The organism is Actinomycetota bacterium, assembly GCA_030682655.1.
In the GTDB taxonomy this organism is placed as follows: Bacteria; Actinomycetota; Coriobacteriia; order Anaerosomatales; family JAUXNU01; genus JAUXNU01.
Map to the genome: position 1 here is coordinate 19,760 of JAUXNU010000126.1, position 25,888 is coordinate 45,647.

A 25,888-nucleotide genomic window follows, 5' to 3' on the forward strand; every position below is an offset into this window, starting at 1 on the left:
CGTGCTGTGGCACGCATACGTGGATGAGACCGGTGATCGCGGGTGGACGCGTCGTGCGCCGGAAACCCCTATCGGCACCCGCGCCGGATCCTCCGAACACTTCTCCATGGGCGCGATCATCGTCCCCGACGGCTACCAGACGGCCGTCTTGGATCGGTGGGACGAAGTAGCCCTTGAAATCGGCCGCAACCCGGGTGATGTCATCCATTGGATCAATATCAGGTCACATGCCCAGCGCCTGTACTTGGCTCAGACCGTCGCCGGCTTCGATCAGGCCTTTGTGGCGGCGGTGGTCTTCAGCAAATGGGACACTCCGAACGTGAATGCCAACGGAGTTCAGCAGCCTGAATATTTGTACAACTGGCTGCTCCGCATGATAGTCGAGCGGCTCTCATGGTTCGCCAGGGACCGGGGCGACACGATCAAGCTGACTTTCGGGCAGGTGAGAGGTCTTGACCCACGGAAGCTCCATGACTATCTCACGCGGCTCCGAGGACTCGACACGACCATCGCGTGGGAGGCTTTGCATCTGCCGCCTCGCATCGACACGCCAGCGAATCGTCGGATGCTTCAGGTGGCCGACACGGTATGCGGAACCTTGAGCTCGGCGTTCGAGTGGGACAATTTCGGGAACGTCGAGACGCGCTACCTGGAGGCGCTACGTCCTCGGCTGTGGATTCGCAACGGGAATCTGAGCAGCTACGGGCTGAAAGTGAATCCATGCCCTCATCCGCGGCATGGTTGGCTGACGGAGTTCTGTGCAAGGCGGTAGAAAAACAGAGGCCCGGGACGTCGTCCGCTTTCGCGGTGTCACTGTCACCAGCGACTGACGTTGTTCCCGAACCTGCTATTAGTATACCCAGATGGGTCTGACATGCAAACGACGCGACGGGCGGACGGGGTCCACGGGGGGCAGTCTTCAATCGTCAGTGATCGCAGATCTCGTGTTCAGTTTGCGGCCGGTGTTGACAGCTCACACCTCCCGGTCGTCAGGGATCTCGCCGGTCCAAAGCACGCGAAGCAGCGATGATGTCTGCTCGGCGCTGAACGCGGCCGGATCGAACTCGCCCCCGTACCATGTCTTCAGCGCCCTGTGCTCCGGGTGCCTGGTATCGGCCATCGCCTCGACGAACTCGGCGAAGCCGGGGATGCCTCCGCAGTCCTCCGGTGGGCAGGCACGCTCTCCGGCGGTGCATCGTGGATAGCTGACGCCGGATTCGGGCTTGGCGAGAGACTCGACCACGATCTCGTGTTGCCAGCCGTCGCCGAAGTCGTACTCGTATTCGAACCGCTCGACACCGACGCCGACCAGGTCGGTCAGCACGATCTCCTCCTCCGGCAAGGTGTCGTCGAGGCCGAACGAGTCATCAGGCACACCGTAGCGGCGTCCATCGATCTCGAACGCGTGCAGGTGGTAGTCGAACCACCCCATCGCGGTGACGAGCAGCTCGTGGAGCCGATCGAGCGTGAGCGACGCCGGTACTTCGAGCCTTCGCCAGACAGGTGGCTCGGTGCCGCGCAGCGTCACCTTGAGCGTGACCACCGGGTCGCCCGAGGACGCTGCCGCAGCGCTCCCCATGCCGAGTTCGAAGCGTATCGCGGCATCGAACAATGGGGTGACTCGCCACAGCGGCGGCCCTTCGCCCTGATCCTCGTGCTCGCGTGCGAGCAGCCCGAAGTCCCAGAGTGGTTCCAGCAGGCGGCGCTGCACCGCGATCCGCAGGTTGCCGGGTCCTCCGGGCCATGGCCGACCCTCGAGCCAGACTGTGTTGCTCACGGCCACGCTCGACGTGATCTCGTCGGCAGTGGCGCCCTTCGCGGCGAGCCGGCGGATCGTCCACAGCGCATGCACGCAGTAGCTCTGCATCGCGCGGTCTTCAGGGCCCACGTCGACGAACGCCCAGTTCAGGCGGCCGAGATAGGTTCGCAGCAGCAGGTCGAACAGCTCACCGGCGCGCTCCGGGGCGAGCAGGCGCTTGCCGAGCCGGGTCGCGTGAAATGCGCCCTTGCGGCGGTTCACGAGTCCCGCGACCTCCATGAGGTGGCGCAGGATGAACAGGCGCGGCACATCCGTCTCGTCGAGCACACGGTTGTGGCGCCAGACCTGCTCGACGTACCCGGGAGGCCACGACATCTCCTCCGTCATGCGCTTCACGAACGCTCGGGTGAGGTTCTTGAGTTCGGTCGTCACCTTCGCGGGCTGCTCGACGAGCGCGGCTAGCAGCGTCCGCGCGTTGACGAGCGTGCGCGACCCTGCCAAGGGCTCCAGCCCAAGGGCGGTATCGGTGCGGAGGACTCCTTCGGCGTCGAGCGGATCTGCAGCGAAGAAGCGCTGCTCCATTGTGTGGGGAATGGACTGCGACATGTGGTCCTCCCGGGAGGGGACGTGCGGAATCTGGTCGTTAGCATTCTACCTCTGACGGGATAAGCTGCGCGACCGGCTGTTGAGTGCCTGCCGGGTCAGTCAATCTCGAGGAGTGGCCTCGCCTTGTTCAGGGACAGGTACATGGGAATCTGCCGAGGACGCGCGGTTGAGGAGCCTCTGAGCACGGCGAGCTGTCCGAATCCGAGGGTCTCGTAGTAGTCGACTGCCCCAGGGAGGGCATCCACGGCTACGCCCGCGTATCCTACTTGCCCGCGCATCGTCCATGCGACGCGTAGCGCGAAATCCACGAGAGCGCTTCCGACACCGACGCCTTGCACCCGAGCGTCGACGGCCAAGCGCGCGAGTCGTAGAAACGGCAGCGGATAGCGCGGGTACGCCGCAACAGGATCCGTGGGGACAACGTCCCTCTCCAGCGCACCCGCGGCGAGGGTGACGTACCCAGCGATTTCACTGCCTGGGGTCGCGACGTAGGTCACTCCTATGCCCAAGGCATCTTGGTTCTGCCATGCGTGCCGCTGTAGGAATCGGTCGAGCCCGGCATCGCCACAGGCGAAGGAAGCGGTGGCGTCAGAAGCCCTCAGGTGCCTGACCTGCATCGAGCTCACCTCGCAGCAGCGCTCTGAGCGCAGGCGTCGGCTCGTCTGGGTTGAACATCTGCTCGACGACCCAGTCATAGGACTCGTTCGTGAGCACCAAGGTCGAAGGCACCAGGTACTCGGCAGGGATTGTGTCTACCGAGGACAGGTAGCCGTCGAGCGCCTGCTCCAGGATGTAGCCCTTCTTCAGGCCGCTCTCCCGCGCGAACTCGTCGAGCCGTTGCTTCGTCGTGGCCGAGATGTATGCCGAGATCTGGGTCTGGTCATCGCTCACGTGAATCGCCTCCTGTAGAGAAATCTAGCAAGTTATAGACACGGGGGAATGGCCAAGCCGAAGCACTTCTCGCACCGACCACCCCGGCCGTCTTGACCCGGTGCCCAACGAGCTGTGGTGAGCATGCCACTTGTGTAATCGGACGATAGAGGGTATATTACGGAAGTGAAATGGACGTTCAAGCTGATCACAACCGTGAACCGCTGTCAGCCCGCCTGGATGATATGCAGGCGGGCGGTCGCTACTCATTCACGGAGTCGGATCTTCAGCAGACTCCGACCAAGTCCAAGATGGCCACTGACAAAGCTCTCGGGCGGCTCAGAGATCGGGGCCGTATTGTCACTCCTCGGCGAGGCTTCCACGTGATCGTACCCACGGAGTACCGGGTTGTCGGATCACCGCCGCCCTCGTGGTTCATCGACGACTTGATGCGTTTCCTTGGCCAGCCCTACTACGTGGGGTTGCTGTCCGCCGCTACGATTCACGGTGCCTCGCACCAGCAGCCGATGACGTTCCAGGTGGTCACTGACCGTCCCACGCGCCAAGGCGTAGCGGGGGGCGCCCGCATCGACTTCCATATGAGCGGTTCCGTGGCGGAGACTCCCGCAGCCTGGGTGCAGACGGAGACTGGCACCATGCTTGTGTCCACGCCCGAGTCGACCGCTCTCGATCTCGTTCGCTTCTCGGCGTCGAGTGGCGGATGGAGCAACGTCGCCAGTGTCTTGCAGGAACTTGCCGAACGCATCCAACCTGATGCCCTCCGCGCCGTCGCACGGCTGCGCAAGACCCCCGAGATCCAGCGCCTCGGCTATCTTCTGGACCGCGTAGGTCAGCCGCGTCTCGCCGACCCACTGCTGCGAGTGCTCGGCTCTCGGCGATATCGACCCGTGGCGCTGGCGCCCGACGCACCACCGATTGAGAAGGCTGCCGCGAGTCCCTGGCGCGTGATTCCGAACGTGGAAGTGGAGGTCGACCAGTGATTCCACGAGCAGATATCACGGCACGGCAAGCCCAGGCGCGAAGGCCCGGGTGTCAGAGCTCCGTGGCACGCTGCACTCGTGCACGACCGTTTATCGCCCATTTCCCCGGCGAACCGTGGAAGGGTTATAGCTGATGGCACTCAACCCCATCGTCTTCACCGAGAACGTGGTCAAGAGCTTCCTGCGCTACCAACTCACCACGTACGCGTTCGCCGACGAGCGCCTCCGCGTCCAGATGCGCGAATTGCTCTCTCTCGACGCCACCCGACGCTCCCCGCTGCTCAGGGGACCGTACGTGAGCCTGTCTCGGCCGTTCCGCGAGGGCGCGGCGGTGGATGCGCTCATCGCCGAGGGTCTGCTCCATCCGCATATGCGCCAGCGCATCCCGGCGGAGATCACGCATCTGTACGGCCACCAAGAAGAGGCGATCCGCGCGGTCTCCACAGGCAAGACGACGCTGGTCTCTACCGGGACCGGCTCGGGTAAGACCGAGTGCTTCCTGTATCCCATCGTGAGCAAGTGCCTGCAGCTTCGCGACGACCACGTGACGCCCGGTATCAGCGCGGTGATCGTCTACCCCATGAACGCACTGGCCGAAGACCAACTCATGCGGTTGCGCTCGCTGCTCGCCGGTACCGGCATCACTTGCGGCATGTACGTGGGCAAGACCCCCGAGCACGAGAACGAGGTGGTGGGTATCAGGCTGCCCCAAGGTGCCTCGCGTGCGGACTACGAGGCCAAGCTCGCTCAGGTGCGGGAGCGCGGCTCGGGCGAGACGGTCTTCCCGTACGAGGAGGCGTGCTCGCGCGAAGCGATGCGGACTCCCGGCGGGCAGCCGCGCATCCTGCTCACCAACGTCAAGCAGCTCGAGCTGCTGCTCACGCGCCAGAAGGACGTCGAACTGTTCGCCGACGCACGTCTGGACTTCCTCGTGTTCGACGAGGCGCACACGTTCACCGGGGCGCAGGGCGCGGAGACCGCCTGCCTCATCCGGCGCCTGCGCGCGTTCTGTGGGCGCGGGGAGCAGGACACGGTCTGCGTCGCGACTTCGGCCACGATCGTCGATGAGAGCGATCCAGACGCAGCGCGCGTCTTCGCTTCGCGGTTCTTCGGCGTAGCGGCCGCGGCGGTTGCGACGGTGGGTGAGGCGTATGAGCGCGCGGTGTGGGCGAGTGAGCGATTCGTGCCGCCTATGCCTGCGGAGGACGCGGCCGCACTGCTCGACGTGTGTGTCCAGTCGGTCGAGGCGCCGGCTGATGAGATTGCCACCGTGGTTGCGGATGCGTATCGCCGTCTCTCCGGCCGCTCATTGCCGACCGGCGACTGGGCTGATGCGCTCAACACGGAGCTCGCACACAACGAGATCGCCTTCCAGTTGAGCGAACTGCTCGCCCAGCCACGCGCGCTCGACGAACTCCCGGTAGAACTCGAGCCGCTTATCGGCCGCGCAATCACCGAGGCAGAGATTCTCGCGTGGCTCACCCTCGGCGCCGCTGCGCGCCACGAGGGGAGGCCGCTGCTCCGACCGGTGGTTCACGGCTTCGTGCGCGGCGTGAGCGGGGCGGTCGTTTCCTTCCCCCAGGACGACACCCCGGCGCTCTGGCTTGCCGCTGAGGATGAGATCGAAGCGGGGGGCGGCGAGCGATTCGCGCACCTTCCGGTACTGACGTGCACCACCTGCGGGCAGCACTACTTCATCAGTGCGCTGAAGGACTTCGAGTTCACAGGGCGGCGGCCCGACGGCGGAGATGCCAGTGGTGACGGGAGCTTCTGGGAGCCGCTCGAGGAGGCGCAGGGCGGAGTTCGCGTGCCCCTGGTGGACCGCGTGGTCGGCGGTGCTGATGATGAGGACCTCGACGAAGGCGACCGGACCTCGGCGGTCCATCTCTGCAGGTACTGCGGCGCCGCACACCCCGAACCGGTATGGCGCTGTCTGCACTGCGGTATGGCCGGGGAGGCGGTGCGTCTTTTCGCCGTGCGCCAGAACAAGGACAACCCGGGCAAGCTCACGAGTTGTCTGTCATGCGGCGCCACGGGACGGCGACTCGGCGGGCTCTATCGCGAGCCGGCGAAGCCCGTGCGCGCCGTCAATGTCGCCGACGTGCACGTGCTCGCGCAGGACATGGTGCATCACTCGGAACGCCCTCGGCTGCTCGTTTTCTGCGACAACCGGCAGGATGCCGCATTCCAGGCGGGGTGGATGAAGGACCACGCCCGTCGGTTCCGCCTGCGAGCGCTCATGGCTGAGGGGTTGCAGGCCGGGTCGATCTCAGTCGGCGACCTCACCCTGTTCCTCGATGACAAGCTCGAGGAGGACGAGTCGCTCTCTCGCGCCCTGGTCCCCGAGGTCTGGCAGGTCGTTCGCAAGGAGGGCGGCGGCACGCGCCACGAGCAGGAGCGGCGCAAGTTCCTGCGCATCCAGGTTCTGCGCGAGATCACCTTGTCGTCGCGCCAGTCGATCGGACTCGAGCCTTGGGGCCGCCTCAAGGTCGACTATGAGGGACTCGACGCCTCGCTTCCGTGGATCCAGACCAACGCCAATGCGCTCAGCATGCCTGCCGAGGACCTTCGGGACGGCGTCGCCACGGTGCTCGACTACCTCCGCCGCAAGCGCGTGTTCCACGACCCGGAGCATGAGATCTTCGGCCAGTACTGGATGGACGGCGATACCGAGGTTCAGCACGGCTACCTGCCGCAGATCGGCGCGCCGGTCGGCACCAAGCTCAGGCGTGCCCCGGACGAGAAGAAGGAACTCGTCACCCAGTGGTGGAGCGACAGCGGCGACACGACCATGCGTCAGATCGCCAAGAAGTGGGGAGTGGCGGCGGACGACATGGAGCCGTTCCTCCGGGGGTTCTTCGAGACGCTCGCGCAGCGAGGTCTGCTCGTTGGCGTGCGGCTGAAGGGCTCGCGCGGCAATCCGCTTCCGAATGTGACCGAGGTATTCCAGGTCGACGCCGATCGAGTGAGGTTGAGCGGAGGCCACGGCGTGTGGCGATGCAAGAGCTGTCGCCGCCGCTATCCGCACCGCACGCCGAAGATGTTGTGCCCTGCGTGGCGCTGCAACGGCGAACTCGAATGGGTCGCCGAAGACGCGGACAGCTATGACCTGCAGATCCTCGACTCGGGCTACTCGATGTTGCGGCCCGAGGAGCACACGGCGATGGTGCCCTCTGATGAGCGCGAGCGCTTGGAGAACCTATTCAAGGGCCAGTGTGACGCGGTGAATGCTCTGGTGTGCACTCCCACGCTCGAGCTCGGCGTCGACATCGGTCAGCTCGACGCAGTCCTCATGAGGAACGTGCCGCCGCTGCCAGCCAATTACTGGCAGCGAGCGGGTCGCGCTGGTCGGCGCCATCGCATGGCGGTCGATCTGACGTACTGCCGGCCGGTCTCGCACGATCGCGCGTACTTCGCGGATCCCGTGAAGCTTCTGGCTGGCAGGGTGGATCCGCCGGCATTCAACCTGGCCAACGAGGTGATGGTCTCCAAGCACGTGCACGCGACAGTCATCACGCGGCTGCATCAGTACGCGCGGGACACGGCCCGCTCCGAACCGGAGCGGGCAGACATCGCCGAGGTGCTGAAGACCTGCTTGCCCAATCAGGTCTCCACATATCTGTTCGATGGAGGACGCGTACGTTCGGAACCCTTCGACATGGCACCTCTCAGCCGCCTGATTGAGCGCAATGCGGATGACCTCGTCGCGTATGTCGAGAAGGCGTTCCGCCAGGGGTGGCCCGAAGCGGACGCGAAGGTCGTGAGCCCCGAGCGGTTGCATGCCTATGTCCTCGGTATGGGCTCGGAGCTTGAGGCGGTGCTCGTTCGACTGCGCCGGCGGCTCGCATGGGCTATGGAGCAGATCCATCGGCTCAACGCCGTACGCGAGCGAGAAGGTGATCTTGGTCCCGAGGATGACTCGCTGTTCAAGCGATGCGATCGTCTTGTGAAGCGGCTCAAAGGTACGACGCGCCGCAGCCGGCGCGAGGCTGAGGGCTATGACGACGTGAACACCTTCGGCATGCTCGCCGGTGAGGGCTTCCTGCCCGGCTATGGGCTTGAAGTCGGTTCGATTCTCGGCACCGCTGAGATCCCATTCTGGCGTGTCGGCGCGGCCGACTTCGTGCTGCCCCGGCCTCCGAGCGTCGCCCTGCGGGAGTACGTGCCTGGCAACCTGATCTACGCCAATGGGAACCGGTTCGTGGCGAGGCGGTTCCATCGCGACATCGATGAACAGCGCGCGGAGATGCCCACGTTCGAGGTGTCGGTAGAGCGACAGGCGATCAAGCAGACGAATGTCTCTGCGACGTCGTCCTCGTTCGGTTCGAGTTCCCTCCAGGCTATCGCGGTGTGCGACGTCGACCTCGTGCATCAGTCCCACATCTCCGATGACGAGGTGCTCCGGTTCCAGATGGGCGTCGCCGTTCATGGGGTGGAGCGAGATCAGCACAACGGAGGTCAGGCCTACCGCTGGGGCGCACAGGACGTGCAGCACCTGCGTGGTGATCGGTTGCGCCTCGTGAACATCGGGGCCGCAAACGCGATTGCTCGCAAGGAGCCGCTCCTCGGCTACCCGGTTTGCACCGTGTGCGGGCAGAGCGTCTCCCCGCTGTCATCCGAGCGACAGCTGGAGCAGTTCACTGCGGATCATCTGGAGCGATGCGGTCGCCAGGTGACGCCGGTCGGCTTCTATGCTGACGTGACCTCCGACGCCTTGGTGCTGCGGGCGGTGGCGGACCAGACTGTAGCGTACAGCGTCCTTGAGACGCTGAGGATTGCCGCATCCCAGCTGCTGGACATGCACCGCGATGACCTGCAGCTCCTCGTCGTCGGGCATGTTGACCGCGATGAAGTCGACGCTCTGCTCTGGGACCCGATGCCGGGCGGTTCGGGGCTGATCGATCAGATTGTCGGACGTTTTCATGAGGTGCTGGCTGTGGCCCGTGCCGTCGTCGAGAGCTGTCCTGCGGCCTGCGCCTCCTCGTGCATCGACTGTCTGCAGACGTTCCGGAACGGGTACTACCACAAGCACCTCGACCGCACCGTGGCGCTCGAGTGCTTTGAGGCGTGGGGTGATTTGCTCACGGCGGCTCATCCGATTCCGCCCAAGCAGCCCTCGCAGGAGCCGTCAGAGGGCTCGTATCCAGTGAACGCTGCGGAGCAACGCCTGCGTGCGCTGCTGTTGGCGGCGGGCTTTGAAGAGGGTGTGCGCGGCGAGCAGGTCAGGCTCGACCGGACAATCGGTACCACCACTCCGGATGTCATCTGCCGTGCCCCTCATCACGACGACGATGAGGGCATTGCGATCTACCTCGACGGGCTGAGCGCACACATCCACGGGAGTCCGGCCACCGCGGAGAAGGACCGCGAAATCCGCGACTGGCTGCGGGGCCACGGATGGGAAGTCATCGAGATCGCGGCCAACCAACTCGGCGACGCAGACGCGATGACACGCCACTTTCGACGACTGGCCGGGTACTTGGGCGATACGGAACGGCGGGATGCGGTGCGGGCCGATCATAGTTGGTTCGAGGGTGCGGCTCATGGTGCGGTAACCGCCGTTCAGTCGACACTCCGAATCGTGAAGCCCACGCCGGTGCGGCGCTGGGTGAGCGCGGTGCCGTTCGTGCCGCTGGCTGCGGCCGCCGGATCATTCAGCGATGCGCAGCAAGTTGGCGCTGAGGACGAGTGGGAGTGGGTGGAACTCGATGCCGGGCGCTCGCTGCGCCCCGGCATGTTCGTGACTCAGGTGATCGGCAAGTCGATGGAACCGCTGATTCCAGATGGCTCGTACTGCCTCTTCTCGACGCCGGTGATCGGGTCTCGGCAGGGCCGCGTAGTCCTGGCCGAGCTGCGTGATGGTGTTGATCCAGAGAGTGGTGAGCGTTACACGGTGAAGCGGTATGGGAGCGAGAAGGTCGATTCGGGAGGTGGTTGGCGGCATTTACGTGTGACGCTCAAGCCGGAGAATCCTGGATTCGAACCCATCGTGCTCGCAGCCAGCGATGAGTCTGAGGTAGCCGTCGTTGCCGAGTTCATTGCGGTGGTCGCCGAGTCAGTGGCTGGCGAGTAGTGCCAGTCCACGCCACCATCATCGACACTACGCTCGCTGAGGTCTTCGGCTACTCCGAGTTTCGCCCATACCAGGACGAGATCATCAAGCACGTCATCGCGGGTGGCGACGCTTTCGTGCTCATGCCTACGGGCGGGGGCAAGTCGTTGTGCTACCAGGTGCCGGCACTACATCGTGCGGGGACGGCCATTGTTGTCTCTCCGCTGATTTCGCTCATGAAGGACCAGGTCGACACGCTGCGGGCAAATGGTGTGGCGGTGGCGTGCCTCAACTCTTCACTGTCGGCTGAAGACGCCTCGACCACACTCGGCGATCTCCGCACGGGCGCTCTCGATCTTCTCTATGTAGCGCCTGAGCGCCTCATGCTGGGCGGTTTTCTCGATTTGCTCCGCACCGTGCCACTCGCGCTCTTCGCGATTGACGAAGCCCACTGCGTTTCGCAGTGGGGTCACGACTTCCGCCCGGAGTACGTGGCCCTCGGCGAGCTCCGCGCGCACTTTCCCGGCGTACCGCTCATCGCGCTCACTGCCACCGCTGATGACCAGACCCGCGAGGACGTCCGCAAGCGGCTGCACATCGAGAACGCGCCGGTATTCGCAGCCGGCTTCGACCGCCCCAACATCCGCTACACCGTAGCGAACAAGCATCAGGCACCGCAGCAGCTCGCGCGCTTCGTTTCCGAGTTCCCCGACGACTCGGGCATCGTCTACTGCCTGTCGCGCAAGCGCGTCGAGGAGGTTACGGCGCGGCTCCTTGCCTCGGGTACACGCGCGGCTGCGTATCATGCGGGACTACCAGCAACCGAGCGCACTCGTGTGCAGGATGCATTCCTTGCCGACGACATCCGCGTGGTCGTGGCCACCGTCGCCTTCGGCATGGGCATCGACAAGCCCGACGTTCGATTTGTGGTCCACTACGACTTGCCTAAGTCGATCGAAAGCTACTATCAGGAGACTGGCCGTGCCGGTCGCGACGGATTGCCCGCGGAGGCGCTGCTGCTGTTCGGCCTCCAGGATGCGGTGATCGCACGTATGCTCATCGAGAGCGGCACGAACCCAGACCAGGTGCGCATCGAGCTTCACAAGCTGCAAACGATGATCGCCTTCGCCGAGGCCACCACGTGCCGCCGCCGCGTCCTCCTCGGCTACTTCGGTGAGCGCGTGGCCCAGGACTGCGGCAACTGCGACGTGTGCCTTGATCCGCCGGAGCTCTATGACGCGACCATCGACGCGCAGAAGGCGCTTTCAGCCGTGTATCGGACAGGGGAGCGGTTCGGCATCGGACATGTTGTCGATGTGCTGCGCGGACACGCGACGGACAAAACTGTGCAGTGGGGGCATGACGGGCTTGTTGTCTTCGGTGTCGGCGCGAAGCTCTCGCGCGATGAATGGACGAGCGTGATACGGCAGCTCATCCACCACGGCTACCTCATGCAGGACATCGCGGCCTACTCAGCACTCAAGCTCACCCCGGCCGCGCGCTCTGTGTTCCGCGGTGCGGTGGAGCTGCGGCTGGCCCGTCCGCGCGCAAAGTCGCCAAAGCAGTCGAAACAAGACAAGCGCTCGCGTGCGATTGAAGGCCTCGATGTCGACGAGGAGCTCTTCGAGAGACTGCGCGAGCTTCGTCGCACTCTCGCGTTTGAGGCAGGCGTGCCGGCGTATGTGGTCTTCCCAGACCGCACCCTGGCGGACATGGCCGCGCGCAAGCCGGCCACGCCAGGGGAGTTCCTTGAGGTGAATGGTGTCGGCCAGGCCAAGATGGAGCGGTACGGCGAGGTGTTTCTAGCTGCGATTTCCGCCGACGCGTAGAAGTTGCGCTGAGGAAAGACGGGCGGCCGATTCAGACCCGGGCTCCGTATCGCTTGATCAGCTCCTGCCCGGCGATTCTGCCCCGAAACGCATAGAACGCCGACTGAGGGGCCTGTGAGCGAATCAGCATCAGGACTTATGCACTAGCACCGAATACACATTGACCCGTATGCGCTCTTATCGTAGAATCCTCCTACTTGTATTCTTCGAGGGGAAGGGTTCATGACCGACGTTGCGATCATCGGTGCCCCCGGGTATGCCGGAGTGGAGCTCACGAGGCTCGTCCTCGGCCATGCTGGGTTGAACCTGACTTTGGTGACATCGCAGGCCGAAGCCGGGACTCGCGTCGGCGACGTCTACCCTGCTCTGGGTGCGCTTACCGACTTGGCGTATGTTGCTCCCGATGTCGAGCAGATAGTGTCCAGCGCACAGCTCGCGTTCCTAGCAGTTCCGCACACGGCGGCTCTGGGACTTGCGCCCGCGCTGCTGGCGGCCGGACTCACCGTCGTGGACGCTTCCGCTGACTACCGTCTCAAGGACGCCGGACTCTACGAGCGGTGGTACGGCGTCGCGCACACATCGCCAGAGCTGCTCGACGACGCAGTCTACGGGCTGCCCGAGTACGATCGCTCGAAGCTCCCGGGCGCCAAGCTGATCGCCTGCGCGGGCTGCTACCCCACAGCCACGCTGCTTGCCGCGTTTCCCGCGCTCGAAGCGGGGGTGTCCCTTGGCGAGCACATCGTCGTCGACGCCAAGTCCGGGGTCTCGGGCGCGGGCCGGACGCCGAATGCGGTCACGCACTTCCCGACGGTCAACGAGGCCATACAGCCCTACAAGGTCACCGCTCATCGGCATACGCCCGAGATCGAGCAGGGACTTTCCCTGGCTGCGGGTCGCGACGTGTGTATCACCTTCACGCCGCACCTCGTACCGATGACGCGCGGTCTGCTCTCAACTGTCTATCTGCCGCTTGCCAAGGAGCTCACTACCGAGGATGCTGTCGCGCTGTACCGCGAGCGCTTCTCCGGCGAGCCGTTCGTGACCGTTCACGAGTCGGGCCGGATGCCGTCGACCGCCGAGGTGCGGGGCACGAACCGGGCTCACATCGGCCTCGCTGTCGACGAGCACACCGGAACGCTGGTGGCGGTGTGCGCCATCGATAACCTGGTCAAGGGCACCTCGGGCCAGGCAATCCAGTGTGCGAACCTCGCTTTGGGATACGAAGAGACGGCGGGGCTTGCCCATCCGGCCCCGGTCATCTAGAGGGGGACAAGTGTCGTTCGAGCTCACATACACGTATGTCGATGGCGGCATCATCGCACCGCAGGGATTCCTCGCGGCAGGCGTGAGTGCCGGCATCAAGAAGTCCGGAAAGCGCGACGTCTGTCTGCTTGCGGCCAAGGAGAGCGTCCCGGCAGCGGGCGTCTTCACGCTGAGTTCGATGGCTGCCCCTCCAGTTGTCGTGAGCCGGGCTCATCTCGCCAACGGTCACGCGCGCGCCGTCATCACAAACTCCGGCAATGCGAACGCGTGCACCGGCGAGCAGGGTCTCGCCGACGCCGTGTCAATGGCAGCAGCCACGGCCGACGCGCTCGGGTGTAGCCCGGACGAGGTTGTCGTCGCCTCGACCGGGGTCATCGGCGTGCGGCTGCCGATGGAGGCGGTCCTTGGCGGAATCTCCGACGTTGCGGCCGCGCTCGACAGCAAGGGCGGCGACAATGCCGCGCAGGCGATCATGACCACCGACACCTTTCCCAAGCAGATTGCAGTGCAGTTCGAGTGCGACGGCCAGACCTACAGGGTCGGCGGGATGGCCAAAGGCAGCGGCATGATCATGCCGAACATGGCCACCATGCTCGCGTATGTCACGACCGATGCGCCGCTCGACCCCAACGCCTGCGACGCGGCGCTGCGCTCCGCGGTCGATGTGACATTCAACAGGATAACCGTCGACAGCGACACCTCCACCAACGATATGTGCCTGCTCATGGCATCAGGCGCCGGGGGCGGCATGGAGATAGCCACTTCGAGCCCGACCTACCCTCAGGTCGCAGCCGCCATCCATCACGTGTGCAGCGAGCTTGCGCGCATGGTCGTGCGTGACGGTGAAGGTGCGACCAAGTTCATTGAGGTCACCGTACGTGGTGCCGAGACCGATGCCGAGGCACGCGACGCGGCCATGTCCATCGCCAACTCACCTCTCTTCAAGACCGCGATCTTCGGCGGGGACGCGAACTGGGGCCGCGTGGTGATGGCGGTGGGGAAGTCCTCGGCCACGGTCGAGCAGAGCAAGGTGGACGTGACGTTCGCAGGTATCACGACGTGCAAGGATGGCACCGGATTCGACTTCGACGAGGACGCAGCCGCGGAAGCGCTTGCTCGTGACGAGATAGAGGTTGTAGTGGACCTGGGGCTCGGGGAGGGCGCATGCACCGTTTGGACATGCGACCTGTCCTACGAGTACGTCCGCATCAATGGGGACTACCGAACGTAGCGGCCGAGAGCCGCCGACCGGACCTGAACACAACCGCGGCGTGCACGCGCCGCTAGTCGAGCAGGAGCAGACGTGGAACACCCGTTGCAGAAGGCAGAGATACTCACCGAGGCGCTGCCGTATATCAAGCGCACGTGGGGCAAGACCGTGGTCATCAAGTACGGCGGCGCCGCAATGACCGACCCGGCGCTGCGCGAGATGGTTGCAAGCGACATCGTGCTGATGAAGCTTGTGGGCATCAATCCGGTCATCGTGCACGGGGGAGGTCCGGAGATCACGAGCTACATGGAGCGCCTCGGCATGCCCGTCGAGTTCTACGACGGGCTTCGCGTGACCTCGGACGAGGCCATGGAGGTCGTCAAGATGGTTCTCGTTGGCAAGGTGAACAAGGAACTTGTCGCCGAGATCAACTCGCATGGAAGGCTCGCCGTCGGTATCGCGGGCGATGACGCGAACCTGATTCGCGCCACGCAGCGCGACCCCCGCCTCGGGCGTGTCGGCGACATCACCGAGATCGACACGACGGTGGTCAACAATCTGATCGACGACGGCTTCATCCCGGTCATAGCGACTGTTGCAGCTGGCGATGACGGCGGCTCCTTCAACATCAACGCGGACTTCGTCGCCGGGGAGCTTGCGGCAGCACTCTGCGCCGAGAAGGTCATCTTCCTCACTGACGTCGACGGCCTCTACGCCGACTTCGAAGACAAGTCCTCGCTCATCAGCGCGCTCTCGCTCGCGAACGCGCTCGGCATGATCGCGGCCGACGAGCTCGCACACGGCATGATTCCCAAGGTCGCCGCGTGCACGCATGCGCTAGAGGGCGGCGTCTCGCGGGCTCACATTCTCAACGGCACGTTGCCCCATGCGCTGCTCCTCGAGGTCTACACCGACGAGGGCGTCGGTACCATGATCACGCGCAATGGTGACTCCAACGCCGAAGTCGTCGGCTCAGGGGAGGCGTTCTAGCGATGGGCGCCCTCTACGAGATGCTCGCCGCCAAGGACGCCGCCTTCCACATGGGCACGTACGCGCGCAAACCCGTGCTCTTCGTGCGGGGAGCCGGTATGCGTCTCTACGACGATGACGGCCGCGAGTACCTCGACTTCGTGGCGGGAATCGGCGCCGTCAACCTCGGCCATGCTCATCCGGCGGTCGTCTCCGCCGTCGCGGTCCAGCAGGCGACGCTCGTTCACGTCAGCAACCTCTTCCATGTCGAGCATCGTGCCGAACTCGCCGAGGAGATCGTCGGGCTCGCCGGTGGAGGCATGAAAGTCTTCTTCTGCAACTCGGGAACCGAGGCGAGCGAGGGCGCGATCAAGCTCTCCCGGCGCTGGGGCAAGGCGCAGCGCGGGGAAGACTGCGTAAAGATCATCACGGCCGAGCGCAGCTTCCACGGCCGGACGATGGCTGCTCTCGCTGCGACGGGTCAGGCCTCCAAACAGGAGGCGTTCGCGCCGTTGCCGCCTGGCTTCGTACACGTGCCGCTCAACGACGTCGCGGCACTCGAGGCCGAGATGGACGAAACCACGTGCGCAGTCATGCTCGAGCCCGTGCAGGGCGAGGGTGGTGTCTACCCCTGCACCGAGGAGTATCTCGCCGCCGTGCGTGCTCTGTGCGACGAACGAGACAGTCTTCTCGTGTTCGACGAGGTCCAGACCGGCTTCTACCGTACGGGCCCCGTCTTCGCCCATTGCGCGTATGGTGTCAAGCCCGACATCATGACGCTCGCCAAGTCGCTCGCGAACGGACTACCGATCGGTGCCGTCGTGGCACGGGACGGTGTTGCCGCCGCATTCCAGCCTGGTGACCACGGTTCCACCTTCGGCGGGGGACCAGTCGTGTGTGCTGCGGCACGCGCCACCATCGCGGCACTGGCGGCGGAGAACGCGGGCGACAACGCCATTTCCGTGGGCGCGCACCTGCGTTCCGGTCTCAATGGGCTCGCTCACGACACCGGAGCCATCACGGAAGTCCGCGGCCGAGGACTCATGCTGGCCGCGCAGCTCGCACGGCCCGTCGCTGCGGATGTCGCAACGGAGGCGCTCGCGCGCGGAATCGTCCTGAACAACATCGGGGCGGATATCATACGGTTTCTCCCGCCGCTCGTGTGCACGAACGCAGAAGTTGATACACTTCTTGGCGTTCTGTCCGACATTCTTGACAACATCAGTGAGGCGTCATGAAGACGAGTATTTCAGGCCGGGATCTGCTCACCCTCGGCGACCTTACGCCGGACGAGGTGATGCTCGTTCTCGATACTGCGATACGCATGAAGGGTCGCAGGGCGGTCGGCAACTGCGCACGGGAATTCGAGTGCAAGGCCGCAGCACTCATCTTCCAGAAGCCCTCGATGCGCACGCGGGTGTCCTTCGAAGTCGCGTGCGGCCGCCTCGGCATACAGCCCATCGTGCTGGCCGGTACTGACTCGGCGTTCTCTCGCAACGAGACCGTGCATGACACGACGAAGGTCCTCGAGCGCTATGTCGACGTGATCGTGATCCGCACCTTCGACCAAGCGCTTCTGGAGGAGATGGCGGAGGTCGCCAGCGTGCCGATCGTCAACGCGCTCACTGACGACCACCACCCCTGCCAGGGGCTTGCCGATCTGCTGACCATACGGGAGCACCTCGGCCACCTCGAAGGCGTGCGCTTTGCCTACGTTGGCGACGGCAACAACATGGCTCACACGTATCTGCTTGCGGGCGCGCTCACCGGCATGCACGTCACGTGCGCTTGTCCGGACGGCTTCATGCCAAGGCCCGCGGTTGTCGAGCGTGCCCGGGAGATTGCAGTGACTTCCGGCGCCGAGCTGGCCGTCGTGAACGACCCGCGCGAGGCGGTGGCCGGGGCGAACGTCATCGCTACCGATACCTGGGCCTCGATGGGCCAGGAGGACGAGCACGCTCAGCGGAAGAAGGCGTTTGAGTGTTTCACCGTGGATTCGACACTCCTGTCACTCGCGGATTCGGGCGCGCTGTTCATGCATTGTCTTCCCGCGCACCGTGGCGAGGAAGTGCTCGACGAGGTCATCGACGCGCCCTGCTCGATCGTGTTCGACGAGGCGGAGAATAGGCTGCACGCCCAGCAGGCGTTGCTGTCGCTTCTCCTTGGCGAGTAGGCGGGTGAGGGTGAGGTACTGTGACGGTATTGCGGACGACGGGATGAGCATGAGAAAGCGACAGCGCAGACAAGATGAGATCAGACGCATCGTCCGGCACGAGCGGATTCGCACGCAACGGGATCTCGTGGACCGCCTGAAGGAGGAGGGCTACGTCTGCACGCAGGCGACCGTCTCACGCGACATCACCGAGATGGGACTTCGCAAGCTGCCCGAAGGCGTGTATGTGCTTGCCGAGGACCTCCACTTGCAGCGGATGATCACCGAGCTTGTCACGAACGTGCTGTCCACCCACAACCAGGTGCTCGTGAAGGCATCCCCGGGCACCGCGCCGGGCGTGGCCGCCGCTCTCGACGGTGCCGAGCTTGAGGGGATCCTCGGCTCTGTCGCCGGTGACGATACGATTCTGGTCATCACGACCGACGAGAAGCACGCTGGACGGCTCGTCGACCACCTCAACAAGTTCCGCGGACGCGACTAGCGCCGCCTAGAGAAGAGGACGCGTACCAAATGGCCAAGGACAAGGTGGTTCTTGCGTACTCCGGAGGACTCGATACCTCCGTAGCGATCCAGTGGCTCAGGGAGAACCACGACCTCGACGTCATTGCGCTTGCCATCGATGTGGGTCAGGAGCGCCAGGACCTCGAGTTCGTTCGCACGAAGGCTCTCGACATCGGTGCAGTCGAGTCGATCGTCAAAGATGTTCGCGAGGAGTATGTCGAGGAATTCCTGAGCAAGGCGCTGATGACGAATGCACTGTACGAGAACAAGTACCCTCTGGTCAGCGCGATGTCGCGGCCGATCATCGTGAAACACCTTGTCGAGGAGGCGCACCGCTGCCGGGCGCGCTACATCGCGCACGGGTGCACCGGGAAGGGTAACGATCAGGTGCGTTTCGAGGTCGGCATCGCTGCCCTCGACCCCGACCTGGAGGTACTGGCACCTGTTCGGGTCTGGGAACTCAAGACCCGCGAGCAGGAGATGGAATACGCACGGGAGCATGGCATCCCTGTGCCGACCACGAAGGCGAACCCATATTCCATCGACGACAATCTGTGGGGCCGTGCCATCGAGTGCGGCGTGCTCGAGGATCCCTGGGTAGAGCCGCCTGCGGACATATACACGCTCACATCCGACACTCTCGGCCACCAGTGCGACGAGCCCGAGTACGTCGAGATCAGCTTCGAGCAGGGCATCCCTGTCGCGCTTAACGGCGAACTCTGCAGTTTCCACGAGATCATCAACCAGATGAACGAGCTTGCCGGCAAGCACGGATTCGGCCGCATCGACATGATCGAGAACCGGCTCATCGGTGTGAAGAGCCGCGAGATCTACGAGGTGCCGGGTGCGCTCACGCTGATCACCGCACACAAGGCGCTCGAAGACCTCTGTCTGGAGCGCGAACTCCTGCACTATAAGCTGCATATCGAGCAGAAGTGGGCGGAGCTCGTCTACAACGGCATGTGGTTCTCGCCGTTGAAGGAAGCCCTCGACGGCTTCGTGGAGACCACGCAGCAGCTCGTTACCGGTGACGTGCGTTTGCGCTTCTACAAGGGTTCGTGCGTGACCGTCGGTCGGCGTAGCCCGTACTCTCTCTACGACTACAATCTTGCGACCTACGACGAGGCCGACAGTTTCGACCACAAGGCGGCAAAGGGCTTCATCGATTTGCACGGTCTGCCCGTGAAGGTCTGGGCGCGCCAGCGCCGCAAGGTCGGCAAGGAAGGCGAAGTCTAGGCCCGGGCATAGCGATTTGCCAAGGAGGATTCTCGCGTGAGCGATGCCAAGAAGCCATGGGGCGGGCGGTTCGAGAAGACCCCGAGCGCGTTTCTCGACGAGTACGGCGCTTCTCTCCCCGTTGACAAGCGCATGTGGGCCGCCGACATCAAAGGGTCCATCGCGCACGCCCGCATGCTCGCGACACAGGGCGTGATCAGCTCCGGCGACGCCGACGCTATCGAAGCGGGGCTCTCCGAGATCTTCCGGGAGATCCGTGACGGTTCCTTCGAGTTCAGGATCGCCGACGAGGACATCCACATGGCCATCGAACGTGCGCTCACCGAGCGGATCGGGCCGGCAGGAGGCCGACTCCATACCGCGCGGTCGCGCAACGATCAGGTCGCACTCGACACGCGCATCTACGCCAAGGAGACCTCAGCCGACCTCGTTCGCCGCGGCAACAAGCTCCGCGCGACGATCCTGCACCTCGCGCAGGAGTTCTTCGGCCAGGTCATGCCTGGCTACACTCACCTGCAGAAGGCGCAACCCGTGCTGCTATCGCATCACCTGCTCGCGTACTTCTGGATGCTCACGCGCGACGTGACGCGCCTGCGCCACGCTCACGAGGCGGCCGATGTCATGCCGCTGGGCAGCGCAGCGCTCGCCGGCACGACGTTCGATATCGATCGCGAGTTCGTTGCGGATCGGCTCGGGTTCTCCTCGGTCAGCCCGAACTCGATGGACGCGGTCTCGGACCGGGACTTTCTCGTCGACCTGACGTACGCCTGCACGCTTGGGATGGTTCACCTCTCCCGCCTGTGTGAGGAGCTGATTCTCTGGTCGACCGAGGAGTTCGGCTTCATCAAGATGGACGACTCGCATTCCACGGGGTCGAGCATCATGCCACAGAAGAAGAACCCTGACTTCGCCGAGCTCACGCGCGGCAAGACGGGGCGCGTGGTAGGCGATCTGACGGCGCTACTGGTAGTGCTCAAGGGACTGCCGCTCGCCTACAACAAGGACATGCAGGAGGACAAGGAAGCCGCCTTCGACGCGATCGACACGTTCGCCGACGCGCTGCGTGCGGTCGACGGCATGCTTGCGTCGATGCACATCGACACCGACCGGATGCTCGCCGCCGCTCAAGGCGGATACATGGCGGCGACCGATCTGGCGGACTACCTGGTCGGGACCGGCATGCCCTTCCGCCAGGCGCACGAGGTCGTCGGGCGGCTGGTGCTCGGACTCGAAGGCGAGGGACGCACGCTCCAAGACCTCACCGCCGAGGAGTTCGCCACATTCAACGCCGCCTTCGGCGACGACGCGCTTGAGGTAGTCGACATCTACTCGGTCGTAGCGCGGCGCAACAGTGTCGGTGGTACCGGCAATGATGCCGTCACAGACCAGCTCGTGACGGCGCGCGACGCACTGGCGGTCGACACGGCCTGGGTCGAAGCGTTGTCGGAGTAGCCTGCTACGGCGCGGGGAAAGGCCTGGTAGGTACACGTTCGAGCCAGATGTCGCTGACATACGGCAAGGCCCCGGCCGAGCGTGCGGCTGCGACGGACTCCTCCTCGGCAGTGGAGCGAGGCTGCGCGACGTAGTCGGTGGCCAGCGTAAGCAGCCCTCGCACGCGCATGTCTCTGAGTGCACGGATGGCGGACTGATGGTCGCGCTCGCTCACGCGCACGTAGGACTCGGAGTCGAAGTCGTAGGTCCAGGTGACGTCTTCGCGATTCCAGCCGTCGAGCATATCGACCATCCCGCCGAGAACGTCCTCGCCGTTCTGCGCGAGCACGTAGCCGCCAACAGCGTGCGTGCGGTTGGCGATTCGTTCCACGAGCAGTCGCATTCCGGCGTCCTGCTCGGGGTGCGTCTCAATGATGTCGACGTTGTCGAGGAACAGCCCGTCGAGGTCCTTGGCGAGCATCGTTTCGGCCACCCCTGTCAGCTCGTTGCGGAAGCCGGGTTTGGAGACGTCTGCGTACCATTCGTCCCAGTCCTCGAGCTTCCCCAGACGGTGGCGTTCGACTGCGGGGAACCATGAGCGGTCCTTCTCGATAGTGCCGACGCTCAGGTAGCCAAGGACGAGCGTGCCCTTGCGGTGTAGCAGGGCGACCTGTTCGGGTGTGACCTTCTCGCCATCAACGACTACGAGGTCGAACCGGCCAAGACGCTCCAGCGACCGCTCGTTCAGGTCGCCACCGATCGCCAGGGCCCAATTGCGCACGGGAGCGAGACGCGACGTGTGCTCCGGGGCGGCGATGGGCTGCGGGGTGGTTGTCTCCTCGGCCGGGTCGACCGACACCGGTGTCGGCGGAGGGGGGGAGCATGCTACCGTCACAGCCAAGACCGTTGCGAGCAGCACGCCTACGAGCAAGCCTCTCATCGCACCTCCTGTTTCGCTCCTGCCAAGGATACCGCTACGGAGTCGCGCTGTGCGCTCTTGCCGCCGCAGATGTGGAGGTGCGAGCCGCCAGGGCGGGTACAATCAGCCGAGACGATTCCCGAGAGGATCCGCACATGAGCATCGAGCTCGACCCCTCCTGGGGAGTCCTCGCACCGTGGGCGAACCAGGACCGCGGGCGTGTCCCGCTGCCAACCGCGTTCTTCGATCGCGACCCGCGCGAGGTCGCCCCGGATCTCCTTGGCTGCCTGCTCTCGAGCAGAGCGGGGGGAGTCGAAACGGGAGGCGTGATCGTCGAGACGGAAGCGTACCTTGGTAGAGACGACCCCGGCAGCCACGCCGCGACGAGGGGTGTCACGAAGCGCAATGCTGTGATGTACGGGCCCCCTGGCACGGCGTACGTGTACTTCACATACGGGAACCACCACATGTTGAACCTCGTGTGCTGTCGGAACGGGACTGCCGGCGCCGTGCTCGTGCGGGCGCTGGAGCCAGTCTACGGCCTTGTGGCCATGCGCGACCGTCGCCATGGACGGCACGGACGCGATATCACCAATGGTCCCGGCAAGCTCGCAGCTGCACTCGGGGTCGACCTCACGGACAACGGCACCGTTCTCGCAGATGGCAGACTCATCGTGTACGATGGCGCGGTGCCGCCAGGGGAGATCGCGGTGTCCGGTCGCATCGGTCTGTCCGCAGGGCATGAACTGCATATGCGCTACTACGTCCGAGCGAGCGAGTTCGTGTCGAGGGGTCGCACCGATCCTTCCGCGAGGGATTGCCGGACGGATGGCCAGCCTGCTTGAGAGGAGCCTGAACATGAGTGTCACACTTGGAGACATCTATCGCATCGCCGTCGAGAAGGGTGTCGCCGAGGACGCGCGCGACCGCTCCGAGATCGACAGGCTGCTCGCCGAAGCCCGGAAGACGTTCGACAAGCTGGACGATGACGAGAAGGAGTTCTTCGACTCCGAGAGACTCACGAACCCGTACTCGGACACGCGCATCTGTTGCGGAGACCCCGACTTGGAGGTCCGCGGCATCATCACCGGGGTCGACATGGAGGTCGGGGAGGTTCTCCTCGCGGACCGGCTTCGAGAGAGGGGTGACCGCATCGACCTGATCCTCGCGCACCACCCGGAGGGTCCCGGGTATGCGAACCTCCACGAAGTCATGGGAATGCAGGCCGACCTATGGGCCGCGGAAGGTGTGAGCATAGCGGCAGGTGATGCTCTGATGGCGCCGCGTGCCGAGGAGATCCGCCGCCGGATCATGCCGGTCAACCACTACCGGGCAATCGATGCTGCGTGCGTGCTCGACATCGCCGTGATGTCTTGCCACACCCCAGCCGACAACTCGGTCAACTCGTTCGTCCAGCGCTTCCTCGATGCCGAGAAGCCTGCCACGCTCGACAAAGTCGTCAAAGCACTCCGCACGATTCCGGAGTACGCCGATGCTGCACGGAAGGGCTACGGGCCCGCGCTCGTTCAGGGAAGCGGCTCCGCCCGTCCCGGGAGGATGGTCGCCGACATGACCGGCGGGACCGAGGGACCGAAAGAGGCGCTCGATCGCCTCTCGCAGGCCGGGGTCGGGACGCTCGTCGGCATGCACTACTCCGAAGAACACAGGAAGCGCGCCGAGGAGCTCAAACTGAACCTTGTGATTGCGGGACACATCTCCTCGGACACGCTCGGCATGAACCTTGTGCTCGACGAGATCGAGAAGGCCGGAGACGTCGAGATCATCACAGTCTCGGGCATGATTCGCGTCAAGAGGTAGACGCGCGCAACGACGCGAACCGCTACGGGGTCGCCGTGGGTTCGACGGTCTGCGTCGGAGGCTTGCCCGGCTGTGGCGCAGCGGGCTTCTTGCCGCCCGATACAACAACCCCCACCGTGCTGCCTAGCTTGGCCTTGCCGCCGGCCTTCGGACTCTGTGAGATGATTCTGCCCTTGGGCACGGTGCTTGAGTAGTCAGTCTTGGAGGACAGCTTCAGGTCGGCCTCTGCGAGCAGGGCCTGCGCCGCTTTGAGCGTAAGTCCTACGACCCCGGGGACTTCGATCTCCTTGTTCTGGTCCCAGTCGCTCTTCCAGGTGTACCTGGGTTTCTTCTGCTTTGGAAAGTCGAGTTTGGGCTCGTTCTTGAGGGCAGCGCTCATGTACTTCGCCCAGATCGGCGCGGCGAGCGTGCCTCCGAATCCTCGCACACCGTTGACGTAGCGCATCGATCTCTCTGTCTTGTAGTAGCCGACCCAGACTGAGGTCACGAGTTGCGGGGTGTAGCCCACGAACCAGGCATCGCGGTAGTTCTGGCTCGTGCCGGTCTTGCCGGCGGCGGGACGTCCGATCTGTGCCCGCCTGGCTGTGCCGCCGGTAATGACTCCCTTGAGGATAGACGTCGCCGCATAGGCGATCTCCGGCTTGAGCACCTGTTCACCTTCGTCGTCGGCTTTGTAGATCGTCTTGCCGTGCGCATCGACCACTTTCGTTATCGCGGTGGCGGGGACATGCTTCCCGTTTGTCGCAAGCGTGCCGTATGCCGATGCCATCTCGAGGGGCGTGACGTTCTGGGCCCCGAGAGCAATCGATGGGTAGGGGGGCATCTTCGAGGTTATCCCCATGTCGTGCGCGGTTTCCGCTACCTTCTCGGCACCGGTCGAGTCTTTGTCGTTCAGCTCCCATATCAGCCGGGCGAATACCGTGTTGACCGAGGAGCGCGTTCCTGACTCCAACGTGATGCGACCCCTGCCGGAGCCTTCGCTGTTCCCAACGATCCAGACGGGGTTGGAGGGGATCTTGGCCGGAGAGGACGAATCGACGTACCGGTAGGGCGGCATGCCCTCCTTGAGCGCCGTTACGAGCACGAACGTCTTGAAGGACGATCCGGGTTGTCTCTTTCCTTGGGTGGCGAGGTTGAACTTGTTCTTGTCGTAGTCTCGTCCGCCGACCAGCGCGACGATGTGACCGTTTCGTGGGTCGATGGACACGAGTGCGACGTCGGGATCGCTCTTCTTGCCGAGCTGGGATTTCACCGCGTCTTCGGCCATCTTCTGGCGTTTGAGGTCGATTGTGGTGTGAACGGTCAGGCCGCCCTGGAACACGGTCGCCTGGTCGAACTTCTGCTGGAGGACCTTCTTGACGTGGGCAACGAAATAGGGCGTCTTGAAGATGCCTTCGTTGGGTTGTTCGGCGCGCTTGAGCTCGAGCGGAGTGGCGATGGCTTCGTCGAAGGCCGCCCTCGTGATACGGCCCTGATCGAGCATGTGCCTCAAGACCTCGTCCCTGCGTTTGAGGGCACCTTCGGGGTTGTCGTATGGCGACAGCCTGCTCGGCTGCTGTGGGAGGCCCGCCAGAAGTGCAGCTTCTGGCAGCGTGAGATCGTCCGCGTTCTTGGAGAAGAACACCCGGGACGCTGCCTGAGCACCGTGCGCACCCTCGCCGAAGTAGATGGCGTTGAGGTACAACTCGAGGATCTCTGACTTCGTCTTGCGTTTCTCAAGCTCGATCGCCAGGAAGGCTTCGCGCACCTTGCGGCGTGCGGAGATGTCCGTACGCTCGTTCAGCAGAACGGTGTTGCGGATGTACTGTTGTGTGATCGTGGACGCACCTTCATCGAGGTTCCCCGAGATGATGTCTTTCACCGCAGCACGGGCAATACCGTAGAGGTCGACTCCCTGGTGCTGGTAGAATCGCTCGTCCTCGACCGCGACGACGGCGTTCACCAGGTCGGTCGCTATCTTGGACATGGGTACTACGGTTCGGTCCTCGAGGTAGAGGCGCGCAAGGAGCGTTCCATCGGCCGAGTAGATCTTCGTTGCCTGGGCGACATTGAACGCATCTGGTGCTTCGTAGTCGGGGAGTTCATCAAGCCAATCCTGCATCACGCCGTAGGCCGTGAGAGCCCCGGCAAGCACGAGGATCAGCAGCGCAACGACAGCAAGAATGCTCCCGCGAACCACATATCTACCCGCGCCGCTGCTACCGCGTCGCCGGATGCGTCTGCGCCGACTTGACATGTCTTGACCTCACCT

19 protein-coding genes are annotated in these 25,888 nt (G+C 64.3%); 14 read left to right on the top strand and 5 right to left on the bottom strand.

Annotated features, from left to right (window positions below; genetic code table 11):
• Position 1: 1 nt before the first annotated feature.
• On the top strand, positions 2 to 772 hold the full coding sequence (locus tag Q8K99_07495) for a DUF3800 domain-containing protein (GenBank protein MDP2182398.1): 771 nt from the start codon (positions 2 to 4) through the stop codon (positions 770 to 772).
• Between the two features lie 201 nt (positions 773 to 973).
• On the opposite strand, the gene Q8K99_07500 is transcribed toward Q8K99_07495, so the two are convergent.
• The 3 genes from Q8K99_07500 to Q8K99_07510 form a co-directional block, all read right to left on the bottom strand.
• The gene (locus tag Q8K99_07500) at positions 974 to 2,365 is read right to left on the bottom strand and encodes a plasmid pRiA4b ORF-3 family protein (protein MDP2182399.1); all 1,392 of its coding nucleotides are present in this window, start codon (positions 2,363 to 2,365) and stop codon (positions 974 to 976) included.
• A 95-nt stretch (positions 2,366 to 2,460) separates the two neighbouring features.
• The gene (locus Q8K99_07505) at positions 2,461 to 2,982 is read right to left on the bottom strand and encodes a GNAT family N-acetyltransferase (GenBank protein ID MDP2182400.1); all 522 of its coding nucleotides are present in this window, start codon (positions 2,980 to 2,982) and stop codon (positions 2,461 to 2,463) included.
• Positions 2,954 to 3,256, bottom strand: a complete 303-nt coding sequence (locus Q8K99_07510) for a hypothetical protein (protein ID MDP2182401.1) — start codon at positions 3,254 to 3,256, stop codon at positions 2,954 to 2,956. The genes Q8K99_07505 and Q8K99_07510 overlap by 29 nt, the downstream gene beginning before the upstream one ends.
• A gap of 170 nt (positions 3,257 to 3,426) precedes the next feature.
• Between Q8K99_07510 and Q8K99_07515 the strand changes: the two genes are divergently transcribed.
• The 11 genes from Q8K99_07515 to argH all read left to right on the top strand — a co-directional run bounded on the left by Q8K99_07515 (position 3,427) and on the right by argH (position 20,921).
• Complete coding sequence (locus tag Q8K99_07515; protein ID MDP2182402.1) at positions 3,427 to 4,236, top strand: type IV toxin-antitoxin system AbiEi family antitoxin; 810 nt, start codon at positions 3,427 to 3,429, stop codon at positions 4,234 to 4,236.
• Between the two features lie 133 nt (positions 4,237 to 4,369).
• Positions 4,370 to 10,309, top strand: a complete 5,940-nt coding sequence (locus tag Q8K99_07520; protein MDP2182403.1) for a DEAD/DEAH box helicase — start codon at positions 4,370 to 4,372, stop codon at positions 10,307 to 10,309.
• Complete coding sequence (gene recQ / locus Q8K99_07525) at positions 10,309 to 12,117, top strand: DNA helicase RecQ (GenBank protein ID MDP2182404.1); 1,809 nt, start codon at positions 10,309 to 10,311, stop codon at positions 12,115 to 12,117. Before Q8K99_07520 ends, recQ begins: the two co-directional genes overlap by 1 nt.
• 222 nt (positions 12,118 to 12,339) lie before the next feature.
• The gene (gene argC / locus Q8K99_07530; protein MDP2182405.1) at positions 12,340 to 13,380 is read left to right on the top strand and encodes an N-acetyl-gamma-glutamyl-phosphate reductase; all 1,041 of its coding nucleotides are present in this window, start codon (positions 12,340 to 12,342) and stop codon (positions 13,378 to 13,380) included.
• A 10-nt stretch (positions 13,381 to 13,390) separates the two neighbouring features.
• Positions 13,391 to 14,611: a bifunctional glutamate N-acetyltransferase/amino-acid acetyltransferase ArgJ gene (gene argJ / locus Q8K99_07535; protein ID MDP2182406.1), complete on the top strand. Its 1,221-nt coding sequence runs from the start codon at positions 13,391 to 13,393 to the stop codon at positions 14,609 to 14,611.
• 72 nt (positions 14,612 to 14,683) lie between these two features.
• Complete coding sequence (gene argB / locus Q8K99_07540; GenBank protein ID MDP2182407.1) at positions 14,684 to 15,580, top strand: acetylglutamate kinase; 897 nt, start codon at positions 14,684 to 14,686, stop codon at positions 15,578 to 15,580.
• Between the two features lie 2 nt (positions 15,581 to 15,582).
• Positions 15,583 to 16,797 carry an aspartate aminotransferase family protein gene (locus Q8K99_07545; protein MDP2182408.1) on the top strand — a complete coding sequence of 405 codons (1,215 nt, stop codon included), beginning with the start codon at positions 15,583 to 15,585 and terminating at the stop codon, positions 16,795 to 16,797.
• Complete coding sequence (gene argF, locus Q8K99_07550; GenBank protein ID MDP2182409.1) at positions 16,794 to 17,732, top strand: ornithine carbamoyltransferase; 939 nt, start codon at positions 16,794 to 16,796, stop codon at positions 17,730 to 17,732. The genes Q8K99_07545 and argF overlap by 4 nt, the downstream gene beginning before the upstream one ends.
• 49 nt (positions 17,733 to 17,781) lie before the next feature.
• Positions 17,782 to 18,213 carry an ArgR family transcriptional regulator gene (locus tag Q8K99_07555; GenBank protein MDP2182410.1) on the top strand — a complete coding sequence of 144 codons (432 nt, stop codon included), beginning with the start codon at positions 17,782 to 17,784 and terminating at the stop codon, positions 18,211 to 18,213.
• A 29-nt stretch (positions 18,214 to 18,242) separates the two neighbouring features.
• On the top strand, positions 18,243 to 19,469 hold the full coding sequence (locus Q8K99_07560) for an argininosuccinate synthase (protein ID MDP2182411.1): 1,227 nt from the start codon (positions 18,243 to 18,245) through the stop codon (positions 19,467 to 19,469).
• Between the two features lie 36 nt (positions 19,470 to 19,505).
• Positions 19,506 to 20,921 carry an argininosuccinate lyase gene (argH, locus tag Q8K99_07565; protein ID MDP2182412.1) on the top strand — a complete coding sequence of 472 codons (1,416 nt, stop codon included), beginning with the start codon at positions 19,506 to 19,508 and terminating at the stop codon, positions 20,919 to 20,921.
• Between the two features lie 4 nt (positions 20,922 to 20,925).
• Here argH and Q8K99_07570 read toward each other — a convergent pair whose 3' ends face one another.
• The gene (locus tag Q8K99_07570; GenBank protein ID MDP2182413.1) at positions 20,926 to 21,840 is read right to left on the bottom strand and encodes an endo alpha-1,4 polygalactosaminidase; all 915 of its coding nucleotides are present in this window, start codon (positions 21,838 to 21,840) and stop codon (positions 20,926 to 20,928) included.
• 134 nt (positions 21,841 to 21,974) lie between these two features.
• Here Q8K99_07570 and Q8K99_07575 point away from each other — a divergent pair, with 134 nt between their 5' ends.
• Positions 21,975 to 22,664 (top strand): DNA-3-methyladenine glycosylase, encoded by a 690-nt coding sequence (locus Q8K99_07575; protein ID MDP2182414.1) that lies wholly within the window; start codon positions 21,975 to 21,977, stop codon positions 22,662 to 22,664.
• Positions 22,665 to 22,677: 13 nt separating this feature from the next.
• Positions 22,678 to 23,637: an NGG1p interacting factor NIF3 gene (locus Q8K99_07580; protein MDP2182415.1), complete on the top strand. Its 960-nt coding sequence runs from the start codon at positions 22,678 to 22,680 to the stop codon at positions 23,635 to 23,637.
• A gap of 22 nt (positions 23,638 to 23,659) precedes the next feature.
• Here the strand turns inward: Q8K99_07580 and Q8K99_07585 are convergent, their stop codons facing one another.
• Positions 23,660 to 25,873 (bottom strand): PBP1A family penicillin-binding protein, encoded by a 2,214-nt coding sequence (locus Q8K99_07585; protein MDP2182416.1) that lies wholly within the window; start codon positions 25,871 to 25,873, stop codon positions 23,660 to 23,662.
• Positions 25,874 to 25,888: the final 15 nt, after the last annotated feature.